Here is an 18,237-nt window from a genome sequence, read left to right as displayed (position 1 = left end):
GCAGAGTCGCACTGCCCCAGGGCCGTTGACAGGTGATCAGGTTATCCCCAGGGTGCGAGTGACGCGAGGGGTCGCGGCGCCTGCCTATCCTGGCCGGGAACGTCCCGAAAACCTGGTGGAGAGCACGTGTATTTCACGGATCGCGGTATCGAGGAGCTGGAGAGCCGGCGCGGCGAGGAGGAGGTCACCCTCGGCTGGGTGGCCGATCAGCTGCGTACCTTCGTCGACCTGAACCCGGACTTCGAGGTTCCGGTCGAGCGGCTGGCCACGTGGCTGGCGCGGCTGGACGACGAGGACGAGGAGTAGGGCGCTCGCGCGCGGGCGCGCCTGACGGGGGCGCGCCCCTTCCGCCTTCGACCCGGTGACGGGCGGCCGTCCCGCCGCCGTGACGGAAAAACTTCCCTACGGGCCCGCGCCTTGGAAAAGTCGCGAGGCGCGATATATCGTGTCTACGAAGACGCGATATGTTGCGTTGCCGTCGTCCAGGGAGGCCAGGACATGTCAGACCGGACCGAGTGGTCGGTCTCCGAGCCGCGCACGCTGGAGATCGAGGGGGACGTCACCGCGCTGGAGGTGCGGGTGGTCGGCGGGGCCGTCAACGTGGTCGGCACGGCGGACCGGGGCAGGGCACGGGTGGAGATCGGCGAGGTGTCCGGGCCGCCGCTGACCGTGCGGCGGGAGGCGGGCAGGCTCGTCGTCACGTATGAGGATCTGCCGTGGAAGAACCTGCTGAAGAAGATCGGGCGCAAGGTCTGGAACCGTACCGCGGTCGTCTCGGTCGCCGTGCCGGCCGCCACCCGCGTCGAGGTCGGTACGGTCGGCGCGAGCGCGGTGATCTCGGGGATCTCCGGGCGTACGGAGCTGCGCGGGGTCACCGGTGACAGCACGCTCGTGGGGCTGACCGGGCCGGTGCGGGCCGAGACCGTGTCGGGCCGGGTGGAGGGGCAGGCCGTCACGGGGGACCTGAGCTTCAACTCCGTCTCCGGCGACCTGACGCTCGTGGAGGGCGCCGGCAGCGCCGTGCGGGCCGAGTCGGTCAGCGGCGACATGGTGCTGGACCTGGACCCGGCGGCCGAGGGCACGGACGTGCGGCTGAGCACGGTCTCCGGCGAGGTCGCGATCCGGCTGCCCGCGACGGGCGACACGACGGTCGAGGCGGACACCACCAGCAGTACGGTCACCAACGCCTTCGAGGACCTGCGCGTGGACGGCCAGTGGGGGGCCAAGCGGATCACGGGCCGGCTCGGTTCCGGCACCGGCACGCTGAAGGTCACCACGATCACCGGGGGCCTGGCCCTGCTGCGCCGCCCGCCGTCCGAAGACCGTTTCGACTCCCCCACCGACAAGAAGGTGCTCTGACAGCCATGCCCCCCGTCTTCGCTCACGGCCGCCTCCGCCTCTACCTCCTGAAGTTGCTGGACGAGGCCCCGCGGCACGGTTACGAGATCATCCGGCTCCTGGAGGAGCGCTTCCAGGGGCTGTACGCGCCGTCCGCCGGGACGGTCTACCCGCGGCTGGCCAAGCTGGCGGCCGAGGGCCTGGTCACCCACACCACCGAGGGCGGCCGCAAGGTGTACGCGATCACCGCGGCGGGCCGCGCCGAGCTGGCGGACCGGGGCGGTGAGCTGGCCGACCTGGAGATGGAGATCCGGGAGTCGGTGGCGGCGCTGGCCTCCGACATCCGGGAGGACGTGAGCGGGTCGGCGCACAACCTGCGCCGTGAGATGCGCGAGGCGGCCCAGCAGGCGCGGGCCGGCCGGGGCGGCGGCGCGGAGCACGGGTTCCCGGACCCCGGTGACGCCTTCGAGGGCCGTTTCGGCGACAAGGAGTCCTGGCGGCAGGCGAAGGAGGAGTTCCGCCGCGCCAAGGAGGAGTGGAAGGAGCAGGCCCGGCGGGCGAAGGAGGAGAGCCGGCGGGCGAAGCAGGACGCCCAGCGGGCCCGTAAGCAGGCCCGGGAGGCCCAGTCGTTCGTGCGGGACGAGTTCCAGGAGGCCATCAAGCGCGTGGCGGAGCAGGCCCAGGAGCACGTACGGACCGGGGACTGGGCGGGGGCGCTGCGCGACGCGCTGTCGGAGGTCTCGCGTGAGATGGGCCGGTTCGGCACCGGGACGGAGACCGGTGAGGACGGGGCGCGGGCCGGGGGCGGTGCGGACGAGCCGGGTCCGGGGGCACGGGGCACCTTCACCAAGGAGGAGGCCGCGGCGGAGGCCGGCGGCCCGGCAGGCGGCGCCCGGGTGGTGCCGGAGCCCGCGTGGGCGTCCGAGCCCGGTTCCGGCGACCCGGCCCGGGACTTCGACCGGCTGCTGGACCGCTTCCGGGACGAGCTGCGGGACGCCGCCCGCGATCACGGTGTCACCGAGGAGCAGGTGAACGACGTACGCCGCCGTCTGTCTTCGACTGCTGCGCACGTCGGAGCGCTGCTGCGTGACCCGGAGGCATATGCGGCCGGGCAGGAACCGCCGCACTGACCTCATCGGCGGATCGCCCGTCCGTCACGCAGAGTTGCCCGCGAGGGTCTGGATTCACCGCACGTAATCGGGGAACTCAGACCCTCGCACGGCTTTTTGCCCGACGACGGGTTCTGCCGTAAGAAATCGCAGACCTGTGGCCGTGTCCGCCTTTACAGTCAACTCTCCTTGTCTGAACGGATCTTGAAGGCCAAGAGGTAAGCGATGTCGGAATACCCTGCCGTGGCCCGCCGGATGTGGCGCCAACTGGAGCCCGTCCACGCCATTCTCTACTTCGCACCGGAGGCGTTCGAGGAGGCGGCGGCCCTCGGTTACGACACCGATTCCCGCTGGCCCAGCTACTTCGCCTGGCGTTCGGCGCCGCTCGGCGCGGCAGGGCCCGAGCTGGTGGCCGCGACGTTCTACAGCTTCAGCCCGCGGATGATCGCCCGGTACGTGCCGGCGATCTGGTCGACGGCGGCGCCCGGCAAGGTGCTGGACGCCCGGCTGCAGGCGGTGGACCGCATAATGACCGGCCTGCTGAGAGCCGGCCGGGTGTCCGCCGCCCAGCTCGCCGAGGCGGCCCAACTGGCCCGGCAGGCCGCCGAGAACGCCTCCACGGCCGCCCGCCCGCTGGCCGCCGCCAACCGTGACCTGCCCTGGCCGGACGCCCCGCACCTGACGCTCTGGCACGCCATCACGGTGCTGCGCGAGCACCGCGGCGACGGCCATCTGGCGGCGCTGCTGACCTGTGACCTGGAACCGTGCGAGGCGCTGGTGTCGTTCGCGGCGATCGGTGCCGCGCCGAAGGCCAACTTCAAGGGGCGCGGCTGGACGTCGCAGGAGTGGAGCGCCGCGCACGACCGGCTGGCCGCGCGCGGCTGGATCGACCCGGCCGGGCGGCCCACCGACCGGGCCCGTGAGGGGCGTGACGAGGTCGAGCGCATGACGGACCGGCTGGCCGCCGCCCCCTGGCGGGCGCTGGGCCGGTCCCGTGCGGAGCGGCTGGCCCAGCTGCTGAACCCGCTCCTGGGGGCGATTTCGGAGGCCGGGCTGCTGCCGCGGCACGGGACGCTGGGGATCGGGGCGGTGAAGGTCGCGTATCCGTGACCTCACCCCTGGGCCCTGGCGTCACCTTCCCGCCCGCCGCCCCCTATCCCGCCGCGGCCCGCTCCCCCAGCACCCGTACGACGTCGGCGTGCGTGACGCCGTGTTCGGCCAGCACGGACGCGGCGAGGCCGGGCTTGGCCACCAGGGCGAGGAGCAGGTGCTCGTCGCCGATGCGCTTGTCCCCGCGGCCGAGTGCGACGCGCAGCGAGCGTTCCACTACGGACTTGGCCTCCGAGGTGAACGGGCTGCGCAAGGAGCGCCCGCGCCGGGCGGGCGGTGCGGAGGCGGCGTCGAGCGCGCCGGTTCCGTGCGCCTGCTCGACCCTGGTGACGATTTCCGTCACGTCGATGCCGAGCCCGGCCAGCGCTTCCGCGTCGGCGGCCGTCAGGCCGCCCCGCCGGCGGGCCTCGTCCAGTGACCGCTCCACGGACGCCCGGCGCTCACGCACGCCGAGGGCGGCGAGCGCCTCGGCGCCCGGGGAGTCGCGGCCGTCCAGGAGGGCGAGCAGCAGTTCGCCCTCGCCGACCGTGCCGGGGCCCGGCCGTACCGCGTGGGCGGGGGCGCCGCGCACCACGTCGCGGGCGCTCGCCGTGAACCGTTCGAACATCAACGCCTCCCGTGCTTCTTGTGGACCGCCTGCCTGCTGACCCCCAGCTCGGCGGCGATCTCCTGCCATGACCAGCCCTTCACGCGGGCGCTGCGCACCTGTACGGCTTCCAGCTGTTCCAGCAGCCGGCGGAGCGCGGCGACGGCCCGCAGGCCGATCCGGGGATCCTGGTCGCCCGCCCGCTCGGCGAGCTTCGTTGCTTCGCTCATGGTGTCAATTTAGGTTGACGCACGGGGCGATGTCAATGGAGGTTGACAGGTGGAGGGAGTGGCGCGGCGCGAAGGGCAGCCCCGGCGCGGAGGGTCTCGTGGACGGATGGCGGACGCACGCCGGGAACGGGTACGCCGGTGGCGGTCCACCGCCGCACGACATGTCGACGAGTCGATTCCCGGCGTACACCAGTCGGGGCGGGCCGGCATGCGCGCTACCCGCGCTACGTATCCGAGGGGAGCTCAGGGCGGCGCGCGAGGGCAGGCCGCGACACCCGGGCCGCGTCCGCGCCGCTCAGGAGAAGAGCCGGTCGAGGTGATAGTCGATGACGCTCTGGACCTCGGCCATCGTGCGGCGGCCGTGCAGCACGTCGAGGCCCAGCCCGGAGACGCCCGAGACCAGCAGGTCCGCCTCGCGCGCGGGATCGACGCCGGGCCGCGCGCCGCCGGCCTCCCGGATCAGGGTGGCGACCAGGGTCTCCACCGCCTGCTCGCCGTGCAGGAAGACCTCGGCCATCGCCGGGTCGGTCAGGCTGCGGACGAAGTACGCGGTGAACACCCGGAGCGCCAGGGCGCGTTGTGCGTCCAGCGGCAGGAACTCGATCAGCACGGCGCGCAGTACGGCCCGCAGGTCACCGGCGTCGTACAGGTCCGCCATGCGCGCGCGGGCGCGGCGGTCGTTCTCCTCGTGCAGCATGCGCAGCGACTCGACCAGCAGCCGGTGCTTGCTGCCGAAGTAGTACTGGACCACCCGCAGCGACACCCCGGCCTCCGCCGCGACCTCCCGCATGCTCGCGGACTCCAGCCCGCGGCCGGCCGCGATGTTCCACACGGCCTCGGCGATCCGGCGCCGGCGCCGTTCCCGCGCGCTGTCGGCCGGGGGCTGGAGCGGCGGGAGCTGCCGGCCGGGGCCGTCGGCCGGGGCGCTTCCGCCGCGGTCCGCCGCAGGGGCCTTCTGCCGTCGCCGGTACGCCTTCGCCCGGCAGCTCCGCGAGCAGTACACGGGCGGCCGCCCCCGGACCGCGGCGGGCAGCCCGGCTCCGCAGACGGGGCACCCGACCTTCTTTTCGTCACGCACCACGACAGCGTATCGCGCTACGGAATGCGTGACGAATATCAGGAGTGCTGCACTTAGTCAAGGCGATTGAGAAGATTCCTTGGTACGGTTGTATCCACCGCACGAGAAAGTCCGTCACGTAACGGGGAGACGACCATGCACGAGAGCTGGTACCGGCTGCTGTCCATCCTGGTGTTCACCGCCGGCTTCTGGGAGGGCCCGGCAGCCGTCCTCCACCGGATCCTCGGTGACGACCACGGCACCGCGATGCGGCCGGTCAACTACCTCGACGCGCCCTGGAACTACGTCGTCTCGGGCGCGGTGGTCGTGGCCACCGTCGTCCTGCTCGCCGTACTGGACAAGGGGCGCGAGAAGGCGCTCGCCCGGGAGCGGAACGCCGGGGCCGCCCGCGGTCACGCGGGCTGAGCGCCCGGCGCCGGCCGGGCGTCACACCGGCTCGTAGACCTGCCCGGCCTGCCCGCCCTCGACGGACCGCACGTACGCCACGGCCACCTCCGCCAGGCCGACCGGCTGGACGCCGGGGAAGAAGGCGCCGTAGTCCGCGAGGGACTCGGTGACCACGGTCGGGCTCACGGCGTTCACCCGCTGCGGCGCGATGTCGACGGCGGCGGCCCGGACGAACGACTCCACCGCGCCGTTGGCCCTCGCCGCCGCGCTGCCGGTGGGTATCGGGTCGCGGGAGAGGACGCCGGTGATCAGGGTGGAGGAGCCGCGCGCGGCGATGCGGGCGGTGCCCTGGCGCACCAGCTCGATCTGGCTGAGCCCCTAGCCGCGGAAGCCCGCCGTGTAGTCCTCGGCGGTCATCCCGGCGACCGGCTCGAACGGGACGTCGCCGGCCGCGCTGACCGCGGCGTCCAGGGTTCCGGCCCGCTCGGCGGCCCGGTCGTACGCCTCGGTGACCTGCGCGGGGTCGGTGATGTCCAGGCGCAGGCCGCCGCCGCGACGGCCGACGGTGATGATCTCGTGGCCGCGTCCGGCCAGCGTCTTGTGCGCGGCGGCGCCCGGTTTCCCGGTCGCGCCGATCAGGAGGATCCTCATGCGGACGACGCCAGGGCGCTTCCGACGGATCTCCGCGGCATCGCGACTCCCCCAGCTGCCGCTGTGACGGCGATCGCGACCGGTGAGGCGGCCGGGGTGACGGCCGAGGCCACCGGGCACAGCCATCCGCATCCGGGCGTCCGCTACCTGCCGATCACCGACGCCGGGCCGCTCACGGTCCTGCTGGCCCGGCCCCGTACGCCCGCCCACCCCGCCACCGCCGCCTTCGCCGACCACGCGCGGCGCACCCTGCGCGGGGGCGCGGGCCACCCTCTCAGTCCGCCGCCGCCCGTACCGTCAGGGTGACCACGGCCGCGACGCCGTCCGTACACAGCGAGAGACCCGCGTCGGCGGCCAGGAGGGCCGCGTCGTGGTGCTCCAGCTCCACGGCGGGCCCGTACCCGTCCAGTGCCGTACGGCCGGACAGCGCGACGATCAGCCGGGTGCGCTCCTCGCCCGGCTCCGGCGGAGCGGCCGCCGGGCGTGGTTCGGCCACGTACCGCTCCCGCGACAGCTCGACGGTCGCCGTCGAACGGCCGCGCCGCAGCATGACGTTGAAGTTGACGACCGGGCCGTCCAGGAGGCGGCAGCCGGTGGGCGCGTCGCCGGGGAAAGCGAACGGGTGGTGGGCCGGCAGGAGGTGGCGGGTGCCGTCGACGGTCAGCTCCAGCCCGGCGCCCTCGGCGACCGTCAGGATGCGGTCCACGCCGGGCAGTACGGAGTACGGGCCGTCCCGGCCCACCTCGGCCAGGCTCACCCGCCAGTCGAAGGCGTCCCAGCCCGCGCCGGTCGGCGCCGCGGCGATCTCCCGCGTCACGCCGCCGCCGTTGCTCCAGGCCGCCGCCGTACGGCCGGCCGCGCGCAGCACCCGCACCGCGCCCCTCCCTCGTACTCCGCGCCTCAGACCGTCAGCACGACCTTGCCGAACATCTCGCCCTCGGCCAGCTTCGCGAAGCCCTCGCGCGCCCGGTCCAGCGGCAGCGTGGAGTCGATGACGGGGCGTACGCCCTTGGCCGCGCAGAAGTGCAGCAGCGAGGCCAGTTCGTCCTTGCTGCCCATGGTGGAGCCGACGACCTTCAGCTCCAGGAAGAAGATCCGGTTGAGTTCGGTGCGCTCGGGGTGGAAGCCGGAGGTGGCGCCGGAGATGACGAGCGTGCCGCCGGGCTTGAGGGACTTCACCGAGTGCGACCAGGTGGCGGCGCCGACCGTCTCGATCACGGCGTCCACCCGCTGCGGCAGCCGCTCGCCGCTGGGCAGGGCGGCCTCGGCGCCCAGTTCGACGGCGCGCTTGCGCTTGTCCTCGCTGCGGCTGGTGGCGAACACCCGCAGCCCGGCCGCCGCGCCCAGCACGATCGCCGCGGTGGCCACACCGCCGCCCGCGCCCTGGACGAGCACGCTGTCGCCGGGCCGCACCCCGGCGTTGGTGAACAGCATCCGGTAGGCGGTCAGCCAGGCCGTCGGCAGGCACGCGGCCTCGGCGAAGGACAGCTCCTTCGGCTTGGGCAGCACGTTCCAGGCGGGGACGGTGACCTGTTCGGCGAAGGTGCCCTGGTAGCGCTCGGTGAGGATGGAGCGCGGCTCGTCGGGGCCGACGCCGTGGCCGCTCTGGCCGATGACCGAGTGCAGGACGACCTCGTTGCCGTCCTGGTCGGTACCGGCCGCGTCACAGCCGAGGATCATGGGCAGCGCCTCCTCCCCGAGCCCCACGCCGCGCAGCGACCACAGGTCGTGGTGGTTGAGCGAGGCGGCCTTGACGTTGACGGTCGTCCAGCCGGGGCGCGCCTCGGGGGCCGGGCGCTCCCCCAGTTCGAGGCCGTTCAGCGGCTGGTCGCGGTCGATGCGGGCGGCGTAGGCAGCAAACATGATCTCAACGTAGGGCGTGCGGGGGCCCGGCGGTACCGGGCCGCGGTGTGACACGCGCCGCGCCGGCCGCGGGCGCGCAGCGAAAAGGCCCCGCCCGCGAACGGGCAGGGCCTTGTCCGGTACGCCGGGTCAGCGGCGCGCGACGCCCTCCGCGCGGGCGGCGGCCGCGACGGCCGAGGTCACCGCCGGGGCGACCCGCTCGTCGAACGGCGAGGGGATGACGCGGTCGGCGCTGAGGTCGTCGGCGACCACCGAGGCCAGCGCCTCGGCGGCGGCCAGCTTCATGCCCTCGGTGATGCGGCTCGCGCGCACCTGGAGCGCGCCGGCGAAGATGCCGGGGAACGCCAGCACGTTGTTGATCTGGTTCGGGTAGTCGCTGCGGCCGGTGGCGACCACCGCCGCGTACTTGTGCGCGACGTCCGGGTGGATCTCCGGGTTCGGGTTGGCCATGGCGAAGATCAGCGCGTCCTTCGCCATCTTGGAGACCGCTTCCTCCGGCACCGTGCCGCCGGAGACGCCGATGAAGACGTCCGCGCCGTCCAGCGCGGTCTCCAGCGAGCCGGTCAGCCCGGCCTTGTTGGTGAAGGAGGCCAGCTCGCGCTTGACGTCGGTCAGGTGCTCGTCGCGGTCGGCGGTGACGATGCCCTTGCGGTCGCAGACCGCGACGTCACCGATGCCGGCCTCGACGAGGATCTTGGCGATGGCGACGCCGGCCGCGCCGGCGCCGGAGATGACGGCCCGCAGCTGGCCGAGGGAACGGCCGGTCAGCTTCGCGGCGTTGCGCAGCGCGGCCAGCGTGACCACGGCGGTGCCGTGCTGGTCGTCGTGGAAGACCGGGATGTCCAGCCGCTCCTGGAGCTTGCGCTCGATCTCGAAGCAGCGGGGCGCGGAGATGTCCTCCAGGTTGACGCCGCCGAAGGACGGCGCCATCCGCACGACGGTCTCGACGATCTCGTCGGCGTCGGTCGTCGCGAGCGCGATCGGCACCGCGTCCACGCCGCCGAACTGCTTGAAGAGGATGGCCTTGCCCTCCATCACGGGCAGGGACGCCTCGGCGCCGATGTCACCGAGGCCCAGCACCGCGGTGCCGTCCGTGACGACGGCCACGACCTGGGACTTCCAGGTGTAGTCGTGCACCAGCTCGGGTTCTTCGGCGATGGCGCTGCACACCTTGGCGACGCCGGGCGTGTACGCGAGGGAGAGGTCCTCGCGGTCCCGGACCGGGACGGTCGCCTGGATCGCCATCTTGCCGCCGCGGTGCAGGAGGAAGGCGGGGTCCTGGCACTGCTGTTCCCCGCCGCCGGATGTGGAGCCGGGCGCGCCCTTGGCGTCCGTTTCCGCTCCCGCGGGCGTGTGGGTGTTACCGCCGTCATGGGCCTGGGCGGTGTTGGCTGTCACTGGTTCAACCCCTTAGTTCGTCAATCAGTTGAGGGTGTCCACTCCCTGGTCAAGGGGTGGGCGGGCACCGCGTCCGCGCCCTGCGCGACGGATGGCCGTCCCGCGGGGGGAGGTACGGACGCCGGGCGCACCGCACGCGCGCCCTGAGCCCCGGATGAGGGGTGTAACGAACCTTTCTACCGGACGGGCGTGGGCCCCGACGAGTCGGATTCGTTACCCCCGGGTTCACAACCGCGGCGTTAGGGGCGAACGCCGCGAAAGGGCGGAAGTGCCTCGCCAGGTGTCCGTCATGCGAGACGCGGGCCCGTCCGGCCCACCCCTCCGCCCGCCGTACGGCTCGCGTCCCCCAAGGGACACCTGGCATGCACGGTTCCGCTGTCGTCCGTTATCCGATTTTGACCTGTACGACAGTCCGGATACCGGTGTCCGGATGGCAAGATTCCGTCACCGAACGAGGTCGCGACGCCCGAAGGTGTGTGCCCGGCCCTGTCAGTCGGCATCTCCCTCATCCGCAGGAGGATCAGCATGACCGCACGCCCCACCCGTCGCCCGGCCCCCGGCAGGTCTCGTTCAGCCGTGGCCGCCGCGACCGCGGTCGCGGCCGCGCTGCTGCTGAGCGCCTGCGGCGACCAGACCGACGCGGCGATCGCCAAGCGCGAGGCGGCCAAGAACCGCAACCCCGACGCCCCGCTGTTCAAGCTGCTGCCCCAGGACATCCAGGACAAGGCGATGATCCAGGTCGGCTCGGACATCACCTACAAGCCGGTGGAGTTCCGCACCAACGGCAAGGTCACCGGCATCGATCCGGACCTGGCGGAGGCCATGGGCAAGGAGCTGGGCGTCAAACTCAACTTCAACAACGCCACCTTCGACACCCTCATGGGCGGCATGAAGTCCAAGCGGTACGACATCGCCATGTCGGCGATGACCGACACCAAGGACCGCCAGGAGGGCGTGGACAGCACCACCGGCAAGAAGGTCAGCGACGGCGTCGACTTCATCGACTACCTCGACGTCGGCGTCTCGATCTACACGCAGAAGGGCAAGACCCAGGGCATCGACGGCTGGGAAGCGCTCTGCGGCAAGAAGATCGCGGTGCAGCGCGGCACCGTCTCGCACGACCTGGCCAAGGACCAGTCCAAGAAGTGCGAGGAGTCCGGTACGGACGCCATCTCCATCGAGGCGTTCGACAACGACACCGAGGCCCAGACCCGGCTGCGTACCGGGGGTGTGGACGCGGTCTCCAGCGACTATCCGGTCGCGGCGTACGCGGTCAAGACCTCCGGCGGCGGCAACGACTTCCAGCTGGTCGGCGGCGCGCCGGTCAAGGCCGCTCCGTACGGCATCGCGGTGCCCAAGGACCGGACGAAGCTGCGCGACGCCCTGAAGGCGGCCATGGAGGCCATCGTCAAGAAGGGCAGCTACGCCCAGGTGCTCAAGAAGTGGAACGTCACGGACGCCGCGGTCAAGGAAGTCAAGCTCAACGGCGGCAGCTGAGCGCCTGCCCGAGCCCCGCCCGCCGCGTGCCCGCACGGCCCGCGCACGGCCCGTCCCTCCCGCCGAACGCTGAAAGGCAACACCCGTGTCAGTTGACGTCGACAAGCCGGCCCAGCCGCCGGCGGACGCCCCGCCGCCCGCTCCCGAGCCGATCAAGGCCATCCCCGTCCGGCACTACGGGCGCTGGGTCGCGGCGCTGGTCGTCCTCGCGCTGCTCGCCCTGCTCGTCCGGGCCTTCGCCGCCGGCAAGGTCAACTGGGGCGCGATACCCGAGTACATGTTCAACGCGGACATCCTGCGAGGTCTGCGCAACACCCTGATCATCACGGTGCTGTCGATGGTCATCGGCATCGTGCTGGGTGTGGTCCTGGCCGTGATGCGGCAGTCGAAGAACCCGGTGACCTCGACGGTCGCGTGGTTCTACGTCTGGTTCTTCCGCGGTACGCCGGTCTACGTCCAGCTGTTCCTCTGGTTCAACCTGGGCCTGGTCTTCCAGTACATCGACATCATGCCGATCTACAAGGACGAGTGGTCGGACTTCATGACCCCGTTCCTGTGCGCGCTGCTGGGCCTCGGCCTGAACGAGGCCGCGTACATGGCGGAGATCTGCCGCGGCGGCCTGCTCGCCGTGGACGAGGGCCAGACCGAGGCGGCGCACGCGCTGGGCATGAGCCACGGCAAGACGCTGCGCCGGATCATCGTGCCGCAGGCGATGCGGGTGATCGTGCCGCCCACCGGCAACGAGGTCATCAACATGCTCAAGACCTCCTCGCTGGTCATCGCCGTGCAGTACTACGACCTGCTGCAGTCGGCGCAGAACGTGGGGCGCGACGCCGGTCCCGTCGTGGAGATGCTCATCCTCGCCGCCGTCTGGTACCTGATCGCCACCTCGGTGCTCAGCGTCGGCCAGTACTACCTTGAGCGCTACTACGCCCGCGGCGCCAGCCGCCAGCTGCCCCCCACGCCGGTCCAGCGGCTGCGGGCCCGGCTGTCCGGCGGCGCCAACCGTTCGTCGGCCGGAGGTGCCGCATGACCAGCAAGTCCACCCCCATGGTCAAGGCCGAGGGCGTCCACAAGTCCTTCGGCGCGGCCCACATCCTCAAGGGCATCGACCTGGAGGTCGCGCCCCGTGAGGTGTTCTGCCTGATCGGCCCGTCCGGCTCCGGCAAGTCGACGTTCCTGCGCTGCATCAACCACCTGGAGAAGATCAACGCCGGCCGGCTGTCGGTCGACGGCGAGCTGGTCGGCTACCGGGAGGCCAACGGCAAGCTGTACGAACTGCGCGACCGCGAGGTGGCCGCGCGCCGCCGCGACATCGGCATGGTCTTCCAGCGCTTCAACCTCTTCCCTCACATGACGGCGCTGGAGAACATCATGGAGGCGCCCGTCCAGGTCAAGGGCGAGTCCAAAGCGACCGCCCGGGAGCGCGCGGGCAAGCTGCTGGACCGGGTCGGCCTGGCCGACAAGGCGGGCAACTACCCCTCGCAGCTCTCCGGCGGCCAGCAGCAGCGCGTGGCGATCGCCCGCGCGCTGGCCATGGAGCCGAAGCTGATGCTCTTCGACGAGCCGACCTCGGCGCTCGACCCGGAGCTGGTCGGTGATGTGCTGGACGTGATAAAGGACCTGGCCGCGGACGGCATGACGATGATCGTCGTCACCCACGAGATGGGCTTCGCGCGCGAGGTCGGGGATTCGCTGGTCTTCATGGACGACGGCGTGGTCGTCGAATCCGGCCACCCGCGCGACGTGCTGGGCACGCCGCAGCACGAGCGCACCAAGTCGTTCCTGTCCAAGGTGCTCTGACCCGGCGGGGAGGACTGCGGGAGACGTGCGAGGGCGGTACGTACGGACGCGGCAGGCGCCTCCGTACGTACCGCCCGGCTGCCGGACGCGCCGTACGCGGGCTACTTCAGCGCGAGGACCAGCGCGTCCGTGGGTGAACGCCACACCGCGCGGGCCTCGCCGAAGCCGGACTCCCGCAGCACCTCGCAGTGCCAGGTGACCGAGGGGGTGTCGCCGTCGGCGTGCTCACCGTAGATCTCGAAGCGCTCGGCGGTCGGGCCGGCCAGCACCGGGTCGGCGGCGGCCCGCTCCCACCAGGCAGCCCAGTCCAGCGCGCCGGCCTCCTTGGCCTCGTCCTGCCGCGCGTGCCGGAAGGCGCGCTCGGCCGCGTCGATGCGCGGGGTGTCCCCGCCGGGCATGTGGTCGGCGTTCATGAACACGCCGCCCTCCCGGACCAGCCCGCCGATCTGTCCGTAGAGCCCGCGCAGCGGTCCGGTGTGCATCCAGTGCAGGGCGGTGGCGGTGAGCACGGCGTCGTACGCGTCGTGCGGCAGCGCCTCGGTCCAGCGGGGGTCCTTGAGGTCGGCGCGGACGAACGTGATCCGGTCGTCGCCCGCGAAGTAGCCCTGGGCGATGGCGAGCAGCGCGGGGTCGAGGTCCACGCCCACGCTGACGGCCTTGGGGAAACGCTTGAGCAGCCGGTCGGAGATACTGCCCGTACCGCACGCGAGGTCCAGCACCCTGGGCTCGGTGCCGACCAGCGCCTCGACCATGTCCAGCATCACGCGGAACCGCTCCTCGCGGTCCGGCATGTACCACTCCTGCTGGCGGTCCCAACTGTCCTGCCACCCCTGCCAGTCAGCACCGACGACGGTCTCGGTCATACCGTTACCTCCAGGCCGTAATACCCTCGTAGCAACAACACCTATTACGAACCCTAGACCGCCGCCCGTAAGGACTACAAGTGGAACTGGCCTATTACTCGGACTACGCCGTTCGCCTGGTCAACACCGAGCAGCCCGAGCGCGGCGGCGACACCCTCACCTCGGTCGAGGCCGTGCGCGAGCTGTTCGGGCCGGCCCAGCAGATGGCCCGCCGGGCCACCGAGAGCGATGTGACGCGCCTGCGCGGCGTACGGGCCCGGCTGCGCGCCGTCTTCGAGGCGGCGGCCGAGGGCGACGAGGTACGGGCCGTCGACCTGCTCAACGCGCTGATGATGGAGTTCCCGGTCAGCCCGCAGGTCTCCGGGCACGAGTTCCGCGACGAGGACGGCCGCCCCAAGTGGCACCTGCACATCGCCGACCACGCGGCCAACGCCACCGCCGGCTACACCGCCACCGCCTCCATGGGCCTGGCCTTCCAGCTCACCGAGCTGGGCGTGGACCGGCTCGGCATCTGCCAGGCACGCCCGTGCCGCAACGCCTACCTCGACACCTCGACCAACCGCTCCCGGCGCTACTGCTCGGACCGCTGCGCCACCCGCGCCAACGTCGCCGCCTACCGGGCCCGCAAGCGCCTGGACAGCGAGCGGTCGGCCCGCAGCGGACGCACCGCCGAGACCGCCCAGGACAGCGCGCCCGACAGCGAGCGCTGAACACCGCGCGGCGGCCGCACCCGCATCCGGGCCCGCGCAACCACCAGCTCGTCGGGCACCACCCCGAACTCACGGCTGTCGTTCTCCACGAACGGATTGTCCCCCCGCACCCACCAGCCGCCGTCACGCCGCTCCACGGCCCGCTTGACGATCAGCAGGTCCTGCCGGAACGGGTGCCGCAGCACGACCACGTCGCCCGGCCGCACCACCGCTCCGTACTGCACCACCAGCTGGTCGCCGGGCCGCAGCGTCGGCACCATCGACGGGTTGTAGACCTCGGCGAGGCCGAAGGCCCGCAGCAGTCCCCTGCGCTCCCGCCCGTGCTCCTCACCCTGCTCCGGCCCGCGTTCTTCCACCCGCTCCGGCATCCCCGTCACACCTCCCGGTCCCGGTCCGGTGACCGCCACGGCCCGGTCGCCCGTCACCGTTCCCATCCTCCATCAGTCCCGGCCCGGAACCGGCCTTTTGCCCTAAGACCCCGAGCCACCCGAGAAAAGCCTTCCCGCGGCGAGTAATCTCGCACCTGAGAAGACGATCACGAGGAAGGACTGAACATGCTTTCCCGCCTGTTCGCCCCCAAGGTGAAGGTCAGCGCCCACTGCGACCTGCCGTGCGGCGTGTACGACCCGGCCCAGGCCCGTATCGAGGCCGAGTCGGTCAAGGCCGTCCAGGAGAAGTACCAGGCCAACGAGGACGCGGACTACCGTACCCGGGCGATCCTGATCAAGGAGCAGCGCGCGGAGCTGGCCAAGCACCACGTCTCGGTGCTGTGGAGCGACTACTTCAAGCCCCCGCACTTCGAGAAGTACCCGGAGCTGCACCAGCTGGTCAACGACACCCTCAAGGCGCTGAGCGCCGCGAAGGCGTCCAACGACCCGGCGACCGGTCAGAAGGCCCTGGACTACATCGCCCAGATCGACAAGATCTTCTGGGAGACCAAGCAGGGCTGACCCGCCCGGCACCGGTCCGGCCGCGTGTCCCCACCGGGTCACGCGGCCGTCCCGGCCCCGCTTCGCCGCCGCACCCGGCCCGCGGGGCGCCGTCCGCCGGCGTCCGCGTGGGCCGGGTGCGGCTGTTTCCGCAGTTGGCCCCCTTCGCGTACCCGCCACCCGGCCCGGCTTTCGATAGGCTCGGAACGTGACGGCAGACCGCAGCGCAGCGGACCACTTCGAGGTCGTGGCCCTCGCCTCGTCCGCGGGCGGCATCAGAGCCCTGACCTCGGTCCTCGGCGCCCTCGGTCCTGACCTGCCGGTTCCGGTCCTGGTGGTCCAGCATCTCGACCCACGGCACCGCACCGTCATCGCCGAGCTGCTCGACCGGCGCACCGCGCTGCGGGTCGAGCTGGCCGTCGACGACGAGCGGGCCCGGCCCGGCCGGGTCTACATCGCACCCCCCGACCGGCACCTCCTGGTAGGCCCCGGGGGTACGCTGACGCTCTCCGGGAGCGAACTGGTCCACTTCCTGCGTCCCTCCGCCGATCTGCTCTTCGAGTCGGTCGCCGGGGCCTACGGGGCGCAGGCGATCGGCTGTGTGCTGACCGGGACCGGCAGCGACGGCGCCATGGGTGTGGACGCCATCAAGTCACGCGGCGGCACGGTGATCTCCGAGGATCCCCGTACGGCCGAGTTCAAGGGAATGCCAGAGGCAGCGGTGGGTACGGGATCGGTGGACTTCGTGCTGCCCCTGGAAGAGATCGCCGCGGTGATCCGCGGTCTTGTCGAGACCAAGAGGCAGTAATGGGGCAAGCTCGGGATGTCGAGGCGGACGAGGAACTGGAGCAGCTGCTCGGCTTCCTGCGGGATGCCCGCGGATTCGACTTCACCGGTTACAAGCGCTCGTCGCTGGGCCGGCGCATCCGCAAGCGGATGGCGGATGTCGACACCGAGACCTACGCGGACTACCGCGACCGGCTGGAGACCAACGCCGACGAGTTCAACGCGCTCTTCAACACGATCCTGATCAATGTGACGTCCTTCTTCCGTGACCCGGACGCCTGGACGTTCCTCCAGCGCGAGGTGGTGCCCGAGCTGCTCGCGGACGCCGGTACCGACGAGGAGATCCGGGTGTGGAGCGCGGGCTGCTCCAGCGGCGAGGAGGCGTACTCGCTCGCCATCATGTTCGCCGAGGCGATGGGCGTCGAGGAGGCCCTGAGCCGGGTCAAGATCTACGCCACCGACGTGGACGAGGAGGCCCTGCGCGACGCCCGCTCCGGCCTGTACACGGCCAAGGCGCTGGAGCCGCTCTCCCCGGAGCTGCGCGACACCTACTTCGAGCAGAACGGCACCCGTTTCAACTTCCGCACCGACCTGCGGCGCCGGGTCATCTTCGGGCGGCACGACATCACCCGCGACGCCCCGATCTCCCGGCTGGACCTGCTGGTCTGCCGCAACGCGCTGATGTACTTCAACGTCGAGGCGCAGCGGCAGATCATCGACCGGTTCCACTTCGCCCTGCGCGAGCGCGGCTTCCTCGTCCTCGGCAAGGCGGAGATGCTGCTCAACGACGCCGAGCGGTTCGAGGTGCTCAGCATGCGCCAGCGGGCCTTCCGGCGGCGTCCCGGTGAGGCCGGTCCGCCGTACCACTCGTCGCCGACGAAGCTCCGGGTGGGGGTGAGCACCGAGAAGCTGACCACCGCCGCCCGCAGCCGGCAGCTGCGCGATCTGATCCTGGACGCCAACCCCGCCCCGGCCATCGCGGTCGACGGCGAGGGCACCGCCGTACTGATCAACAGCCAGGCACGGACCCAGTTCGGTCTGACCTCCAACGACATCGGCCGGCCCTTCCAGGACCTGGAGATCTCCTACCGTCCCGTCGAGCTGCGCTCGCTGATCGAGCAGGCCACCCACGAGCGCCGCACCCTGCGGGTCAACGGCGCCGAGCGGCGGGTCGGTGACGAGACCCAGTACTTCGACATCCTCATCCAGCCGCTGATGGGCTCCAACGGACTGCTGGCCGCCACCAACATCACCTTCACCGACGTCACCGTCGCCACCCAGCTGAAGTCCGAGAACAAGCGGGTGCGCGAGGACCTGGAGACGGCGTACGAGGAGCTCCAGTCGACCAACGAGGAGCTGGAGACCACCAACGAGGAACTCCAGTCGAGCATCGAGGAGCTGGAGACGACCAACGAGGAACTCCAGTCCACCAACGAGGAGCTGGAGACCACCAACGAAGAGCTCCAGTCGGGCAACGAGGAACTGGAGACGATGAATGAGGAGATGCGCACCCGCACCGAGGAGCTGGACGAGGCCCGTGCCTTCCTCGAAGGGGTCGTCACCTCCATCGCCGCGGGCGTGGTCGTCCTCGACAAGGAGCTGAAGGTCAAGAGCTGGAACCGCGGCGCGGTGGACATGTGGGGCCTGCGCCCGGACGAGGTGATAGACGAGCCGTTCTTCACGCTGGACTTCGGGCTGCCCACCGAGATGCTGCGCCCGGCCGTGGAGAAGTGCCTGGAGTCGGGCAAGCGCACGGCGCCCTCGCGGATCTCGGCCGTCAACCGGATCGGGCGGACCATCACCTGCAACGTGCTCTGCTCACCGTTCGACCGGCACAACGGCGGAGTCGTCCTGTTGTTGGAGGCCGACCGCGGCGATAACGGCGACTGAGTGCCACCT

At 71.6% G+C, this 18,237-nt stretch carries 22 protein-coding genes and 1 pseudogene; 13 read left to right on the top strand and 10 right to left on the bottom strand.

From position 1 onward, the window contains the following. Nucleotides 1-126 precede the first annotated feature (126 nt). From AB0L45_RS04990 to AB0L45_RS04975, 4 genes are all read left to right on the top strand, one after another. Nucleotides 127-306, top strand: coding sequence for a DUF6104 family protein (locus AB0L45_RS04990; RefSeq protein WP_365836181.1), 180 nt, complete (start codon nucleotides 127-129; stop codon nucleotides 304-306). 192 nt (nucleotides 307-498) lie between these two features. Then, a complete protein-coding gene (locus AB0L45_RS04985) occupies nucleotides 499-1,359 on the top strand; it encodes a DUF4097 family beta strand repeat-containing protein (RefSeq protein ID WP_365836179.1) in 861 nt (286 codons plus the stop codon). Between the two features lie 5 nt (nucleotides 1,360-1,364). Next, complete coding sequence (locus AB0L45_RS04980; protein ID WP_365836177.1) at nucleotides 1,365-2,468, top strand: helix-turn-helix transcriptional regulator; 1,104 nt, start codon at nucleotides 1,365-1,367, stop codon at nucleotides 2,466-2,468. Between the two features lie 204 nt (nucleotides 2,469-2,672). Beyond that, the gene (locus AB0L45_RS04975) at nucleotides 2,673-3,557 is read left to right on the top strand and encodes a hypothetical protein (protein ID WP_365836175.1); all 885 of its coding nucleotides are present in this window, start codon (nucleotides 2,673-2,675) and stop codon (nucleotides 3,555-3,557) included. A 43-nt stretch (nucleotides 3,558-3,600) separates the two neighbouring features. Here the strand turns inward: AB0L45_RS04975 and AB0L45_RS04970 are convergent, their stop codons facing one another. The 3 genes from AB0L45_RS04970 to AB0L45_RS04960 all read right to left on the bottom strand — a co-directional run bounded on the left by AB0L45_RS04970 (nucleotide 3,601) and on the right by AB0L45_RS04960 (nucleotide 5,451). After that, nucleotides 3,601-4,164 (bottom strand): Clp protease N-terminal domain-containing protein, encoded by a 564-nt coding sequence (locus AB0L45_RS04970; protein ID WP_365836173.1) that lies wholly within the window; start codon nucleotides 4,162-4,164, stop codon nucleotides 3,601-3,603. Continuing rightward, complete coding sequence (locus tag AB0L45_RS04965) at nucleotides 4,164-4,373, bottom strand: helix-turn-helix domain-containing protein (RefSeq protein WP_030017209.1); 210 nt, start codon at nucleotides 4,371-4,373, stop codon at nucleotides 4,164-4,166. Before AB0L45_RS04965 ends, AB0L45_RS04970 begins: the two co-directional genes overlap by 1 nt. Before the next feature lie 295 nt (nucleotides 4,374-4,668). Continuing rightward, nucleotides 4,669-5,451 (bottom strand): TetR/AcrR family transcriptional regulator, encoded by a 783-nt coding sequence (locus tag AB0L45_RS04960; protein WP_365836171.1) that lies wholly within the window; start codon nucleotides 5,449-5,451, stop codon nucleotides 4,669-4,671. Nucleotides 5,452-5,586: 135 nt separating this feature from the next. Between AB0L45_RS04960 and AB0L45_RS04955 the strand changes: the two genes are divergently transcribed. After that, nucleotides 5,587-5,856 (top strand): hypothetical protein, encoded by a 270-nt coding sequence (locus AB0L45_RS04955; protein ID WP_365836169.1) that lies wholly within the window; start codon nucleotides 5,587-5,589, stop codon nucleotides 5,854-5,856. A gap of 21 nt (nucleotides 5,857-5,877) precedes the next feature. Here AB0L45_RS04955 and AB0L45_RS04950 read toward each other — a convergent pair whose 3' ends face one another. After that, entirely contained in the window at nucleotides 5,878-6,195 is a 318-nt protein-coding gene (locus tag AB0L45_RS04950; protein ID WP_365836167.1) for an SDR family oxidoreductase, read from the bottom strand. 21 nt (nucleotides 6,196-6,216) lie between these two features. Next, nucleotides 6,217-6,489: a hypothetical protein gene (locus AB0L45_RS04945; RefSeq protein WP_365836165.1), complete on the bottom strand. Its 273-nt coding sequence runs from the start codon at nucleotides 6,487-6,489 to the stop codon at nucleotides 6,217-6,219. Nucleotides 6,490-6,552: 63 nt separating this feature from the next. Between AB0L45_RS04945 and AB0L45_RS04940 the strand changes: the two genes are divergently transcribed. After that, nucleotides 6,553-6,795, top strand: coding sequence for a hypothetical protein (locus tag AB0L45_RS04940; protein WP_365836163.1), 243 nt, complete (start codon nucleotides 6,553-6,555; stop codon nucleotides 6,793-6,795). Here AB0L45_RS04940 and AB0L45_RS04935 read toward each other — a convergent pair. The 3 genes and pseudogenes from AB0L45_RS04935 to AB0L45_RS04925 all read right to left on the bottom strand — a co-directional run. Then, nucleotides 6,764-7,363, bottom strand: a complete 600-nt coding sequence (locus AB0L45_RS04935; RefSeq protein WP_365836161.1) for a HutD family protein — start codon at nucleotides 7,361-7,363, stop codon at nucleotides 6,764-6,766. The genes AB0L45_RS04940 and AB0L45_RS04935 overlap by 32 nt on opposite strands. A gap of 26 nt (nucleotides 7,364-7,389) precedes the next feature. Beyond that, nucleotides 7,390-8,352, bottom strand: coding sequence for a zinc-binding dehydrogenase (locus tag AB0L45_RS04930; RefSeq protein WP_365836159.1), 963 nt, complete (start codon nucleotides 8,350-8,352; stop codon nucleotides 7,390-7,392). Between the two features lie 129 nt (nucleotides 8,353-8,481). After that, nucleotides 8,482-9,630, bottom strand: a pseudogene (locus AB0L45_RS04925) (NADP-dependent malic enzyme); the annotation flags it as partial. Between the two features lie 645 nt (nucleotides 9,631-10,275). On the opposite strand from AB0L45_RS04925, the gene AB0L45_RS04920 reads away from it, so the two are divergent. The 3 genes from AB0L45_RS04920 (at nucleotide 10,276) to AB0L45_RS04910 (ending at nucleotide 13,050) form a co-directional block, all read left to right on the top strand. Then, nucleotides 10,276-11,247, top strand: coding sequence for an ABC transporter substrate-binding protein (locus AB0L45_RS04920; RefSeq protein WP_365836157.1), 972 nt, complete (start codon nucleotides 10,276-10,278; stop codon nucleotides 11,245-11,247). Nucleotides 11,248-11,332: 85 nt separating this feature from the next. Further along, a complete protein-coding gene (locus AB0L45_RS04915) occupies nucleotides 11,333-12,280 on the top strand; it encodes an amino acid ABC transporter permease (protein ID WP_365836155.1) in 948 nt (315 codons plus the stop codon). Continuing rightward, the gene (locus AB0L45_RS04910) at nucleotides 12,277-13,050 is read left to right on the top strand and encodes an amino acid ABC transporter ATP-binding protein (protein ID WP_365836153.1); all 774 of its coding nucleotides are present in this window, start codon (nucleotides 12,277-12,279) and stop codon (nucleotides 13,048-13,050) included. The genes AB0L45_RS04915 and AB0L45_RS04910 overlap by 4 nt, the downstream gene beginning before the upstream one ends. 101 nt (nucleotides 13,051-13,151) lie before the next feature. Here the strand turns inward: AB0L45_RS04910 and AB0L45_RS04905 are convergent, their stop codons facing one another. Beyond that, nucleotides 13,152-13,913: a class I SAM-dependent methyltransferase gene (locus AB0L45_RS04905; RefSeq protein WP_365836151.1), complete on the bottom strand. Its 762-nt coding sequence runs from the start codon at nucleotides 13,911-13,913 to the stop codon at nucleotides 13,152-13,154. Nucleotides 13,914-13,993: 80 nt separating this feature from the next. On the opposite strand from AB0L45_RS04905, the gene AB0L45_RS04900 reads away from it, so the two are divergent. Next, nucleotides 13,994-14,623, top strand: a complete 630-nt coding sequence (locus tag AB0L45_RS04900) for a CGNR zinc finger domain-containing protein (protein ID WP_365836149.1) — start codon at nucleotides 13,994-13,996, stop codon at nucleotides 14,621-14,623. Here AB0L45_RS04900 and sodX read toward each other — a convergent pair. Beyond that, nucleotides 14,527-14,991, bottom strand: coding sequence for a nickel-type superoxide dismutase maturation protease (gene sodX, locus AB0L45_RS04895; RefSeq protein ID WP_365836147.1), 465 nt, complete (start codon nucleotides 14,989-14,991; stop codon nucleotides 14,527-14,529). The two genes, AB0L45_RS04900 and sodX, sit on opposite strands and share 97 nt — an antisense overlap. A gap of 186 nt (nucleotides 14,992-15,177) precedes the next feature. Here sodX and sodN point away from each other — a divergent pair, with 186 nt between their 5' ends. The 3 genes from sodN to AB0L45_RS04880 all read left to right on the top strand — a co-directional run bounded on the left by sodN (nucleotide 15,178) and on the right by AB0L45_RS04880 (nucleotide 18,228). Continuing rightward, nucleotides 15,178-15,573, top strand: a complete 396-nt coding sequence (sodN, locus tag AB0L45_RS04890; protein ID WP_365836145.1) for a superoxide dismutase, Ni — start codon at nucleotides 15,178-15,180, stop codon at nucleotides 15,571-15,573. Between the two features lie 187 nt (nucleotides 15,574-15,760). Next, nucleotides 15,761-16,360: a chemotaxis protein CheB gene (locus AB0L45_RS04885; protein ID WP_365836143.1), complete on the top strand. Its 600-nt coding sequence runs from the start codon at nucleotides 15,761-15,763 to the stop codon at nucleotides 16,358-16,360. Beyond that, nucleotides 16,360-18,228: a CheR family methyltransferase gene (locus AB0L45_RS04880; protein WP_365836141.1), complete on the top strand. Its 1,869-nt coding sequence runs from the start codon at nucleotides 16,360-16,362 to the stop codon at nucleotides 18,226-18,228. The genes AB0L45_RS04885 and AB0L45_RS04880 overlap by 1 nt, the downstream gene beginning before the upstream one ends. The last annotated feature ends 9 nt before the right edge of the window (nucleotides 18,229-18,237 follow it).

Source organism: Streptomyces sp. NPDC052496 (assembly GCF_040679095.1).
In the GTDB taxonomy this organism is placed as follows: domain Bacteria; phylum Actinomycetota; class Actinomycetes; order Streptomycetales; family Streptomycetaceae; genus Streptomyces.
This window is presented reverse-complemented; position numbering and strand designations above follow the sequence as displayed.

Bases quoted from the DNA above. Each gene is read 5' to 3' on its own strand.
- AB0L45_RS04985 (WP_365836179.1), top strand. From the start codon at position 499: ATGTCAGACCGGACCGAGTGGTCGGTCTCCGAGCCGCGCACGCTGGAG.
- AB0L45_RS04980 (WP_365836177.1), top strand. From the start codon at position 1,365: ATGCCCCCCGTCTTCGCTCACGGCCGCCTCCGCCTCTACCTCCTGAAG.
- AB0L45_RS04975 (WP_365836175.1), top strand. From the start codon at position 2,673: ATGTCGGAATACCCTGCCGTGGCCCGCCGGATGTGGCGCCAACTGGAG.
- AB0L45_RS04970 (WP_365836173.1), bottom strand. From the start codon at position 4,164: ATGTTCGAACGGTTCACGGCGAGCGCCCGCGACGTGGTGCGCGGCGCC.
- AB0L45_RS04965 (WP_030017209.1), bottom strand. From the start codon at position 4,373: ATGAGCGAAGCAACGAAGCTCGCCGAGCGGGCGGGCGACCAGGATCCC.
- AB0L45_RS04955 (WP_365836169.1), top strand. From the start codon at position 5,587: ATGCACGAGAGCTGGTACCGGCTGCTGTCCATCCTGGTGTTCACCGCC.
- AB0L45_RS04945 (WP_365836165.1), bottom strand. From the start codon at position 6,489: ATGAGGATCCTCCTGATCGGCGCGACCGGGAAACCGGGCGCCGCCGCG.
- AB0L45_RS04930 (WP_365836159.1), bottom strand. From the start codon at position 8,352: ATGTTTGCTGCCTACGCCGCCCGCATCGACCGCGACCAGCCGCTGAAC.
- AB0L45_RS04920 (WP_365836157.1), top strand. From the start codon at position 10,276: ATGACCGCACGCCCCACCCGTCGCCCGGCCCCCGGCAGGTCTCGTTCA.
- AB0L45_RS04910 (WP_365836153.1), top strand. From the start codon at position 12,277: ATGACCAGCAAGTCCACCCCCATGGTCAAGGCCGAGGGCGTCCACAAG.
- AB0L45_RS04905 (WP_365836151.1), bottom strand. From the start codon at position 13,913: ATGACCGAGACCGTCGTCGGTGCTGACTGGCAGGGGTGGCAGGACAGT.
- sodX (WP_365836147.1), bottom strand. From the start codon at position 14,991: ATGCCGGAGCGGGTGGAAGAACGCGGGCCGGAGCAGGGTGAGGAGCAC.
- sodN (WP_365836145.1), top strand. From the start codon at position 15,178: ATGCTTTCCCGCCTGTTCGCCCCCAAGGTGAAGGTCAGCGCCCACTGC.
- AB0L45_RS04880 (WP_365836141.1), top strand. From the start codon at position 16,360: ATGGGGCAAGCTCGGGATGTCGAGGCGGACGAGGAACTGGAGCAGCTG.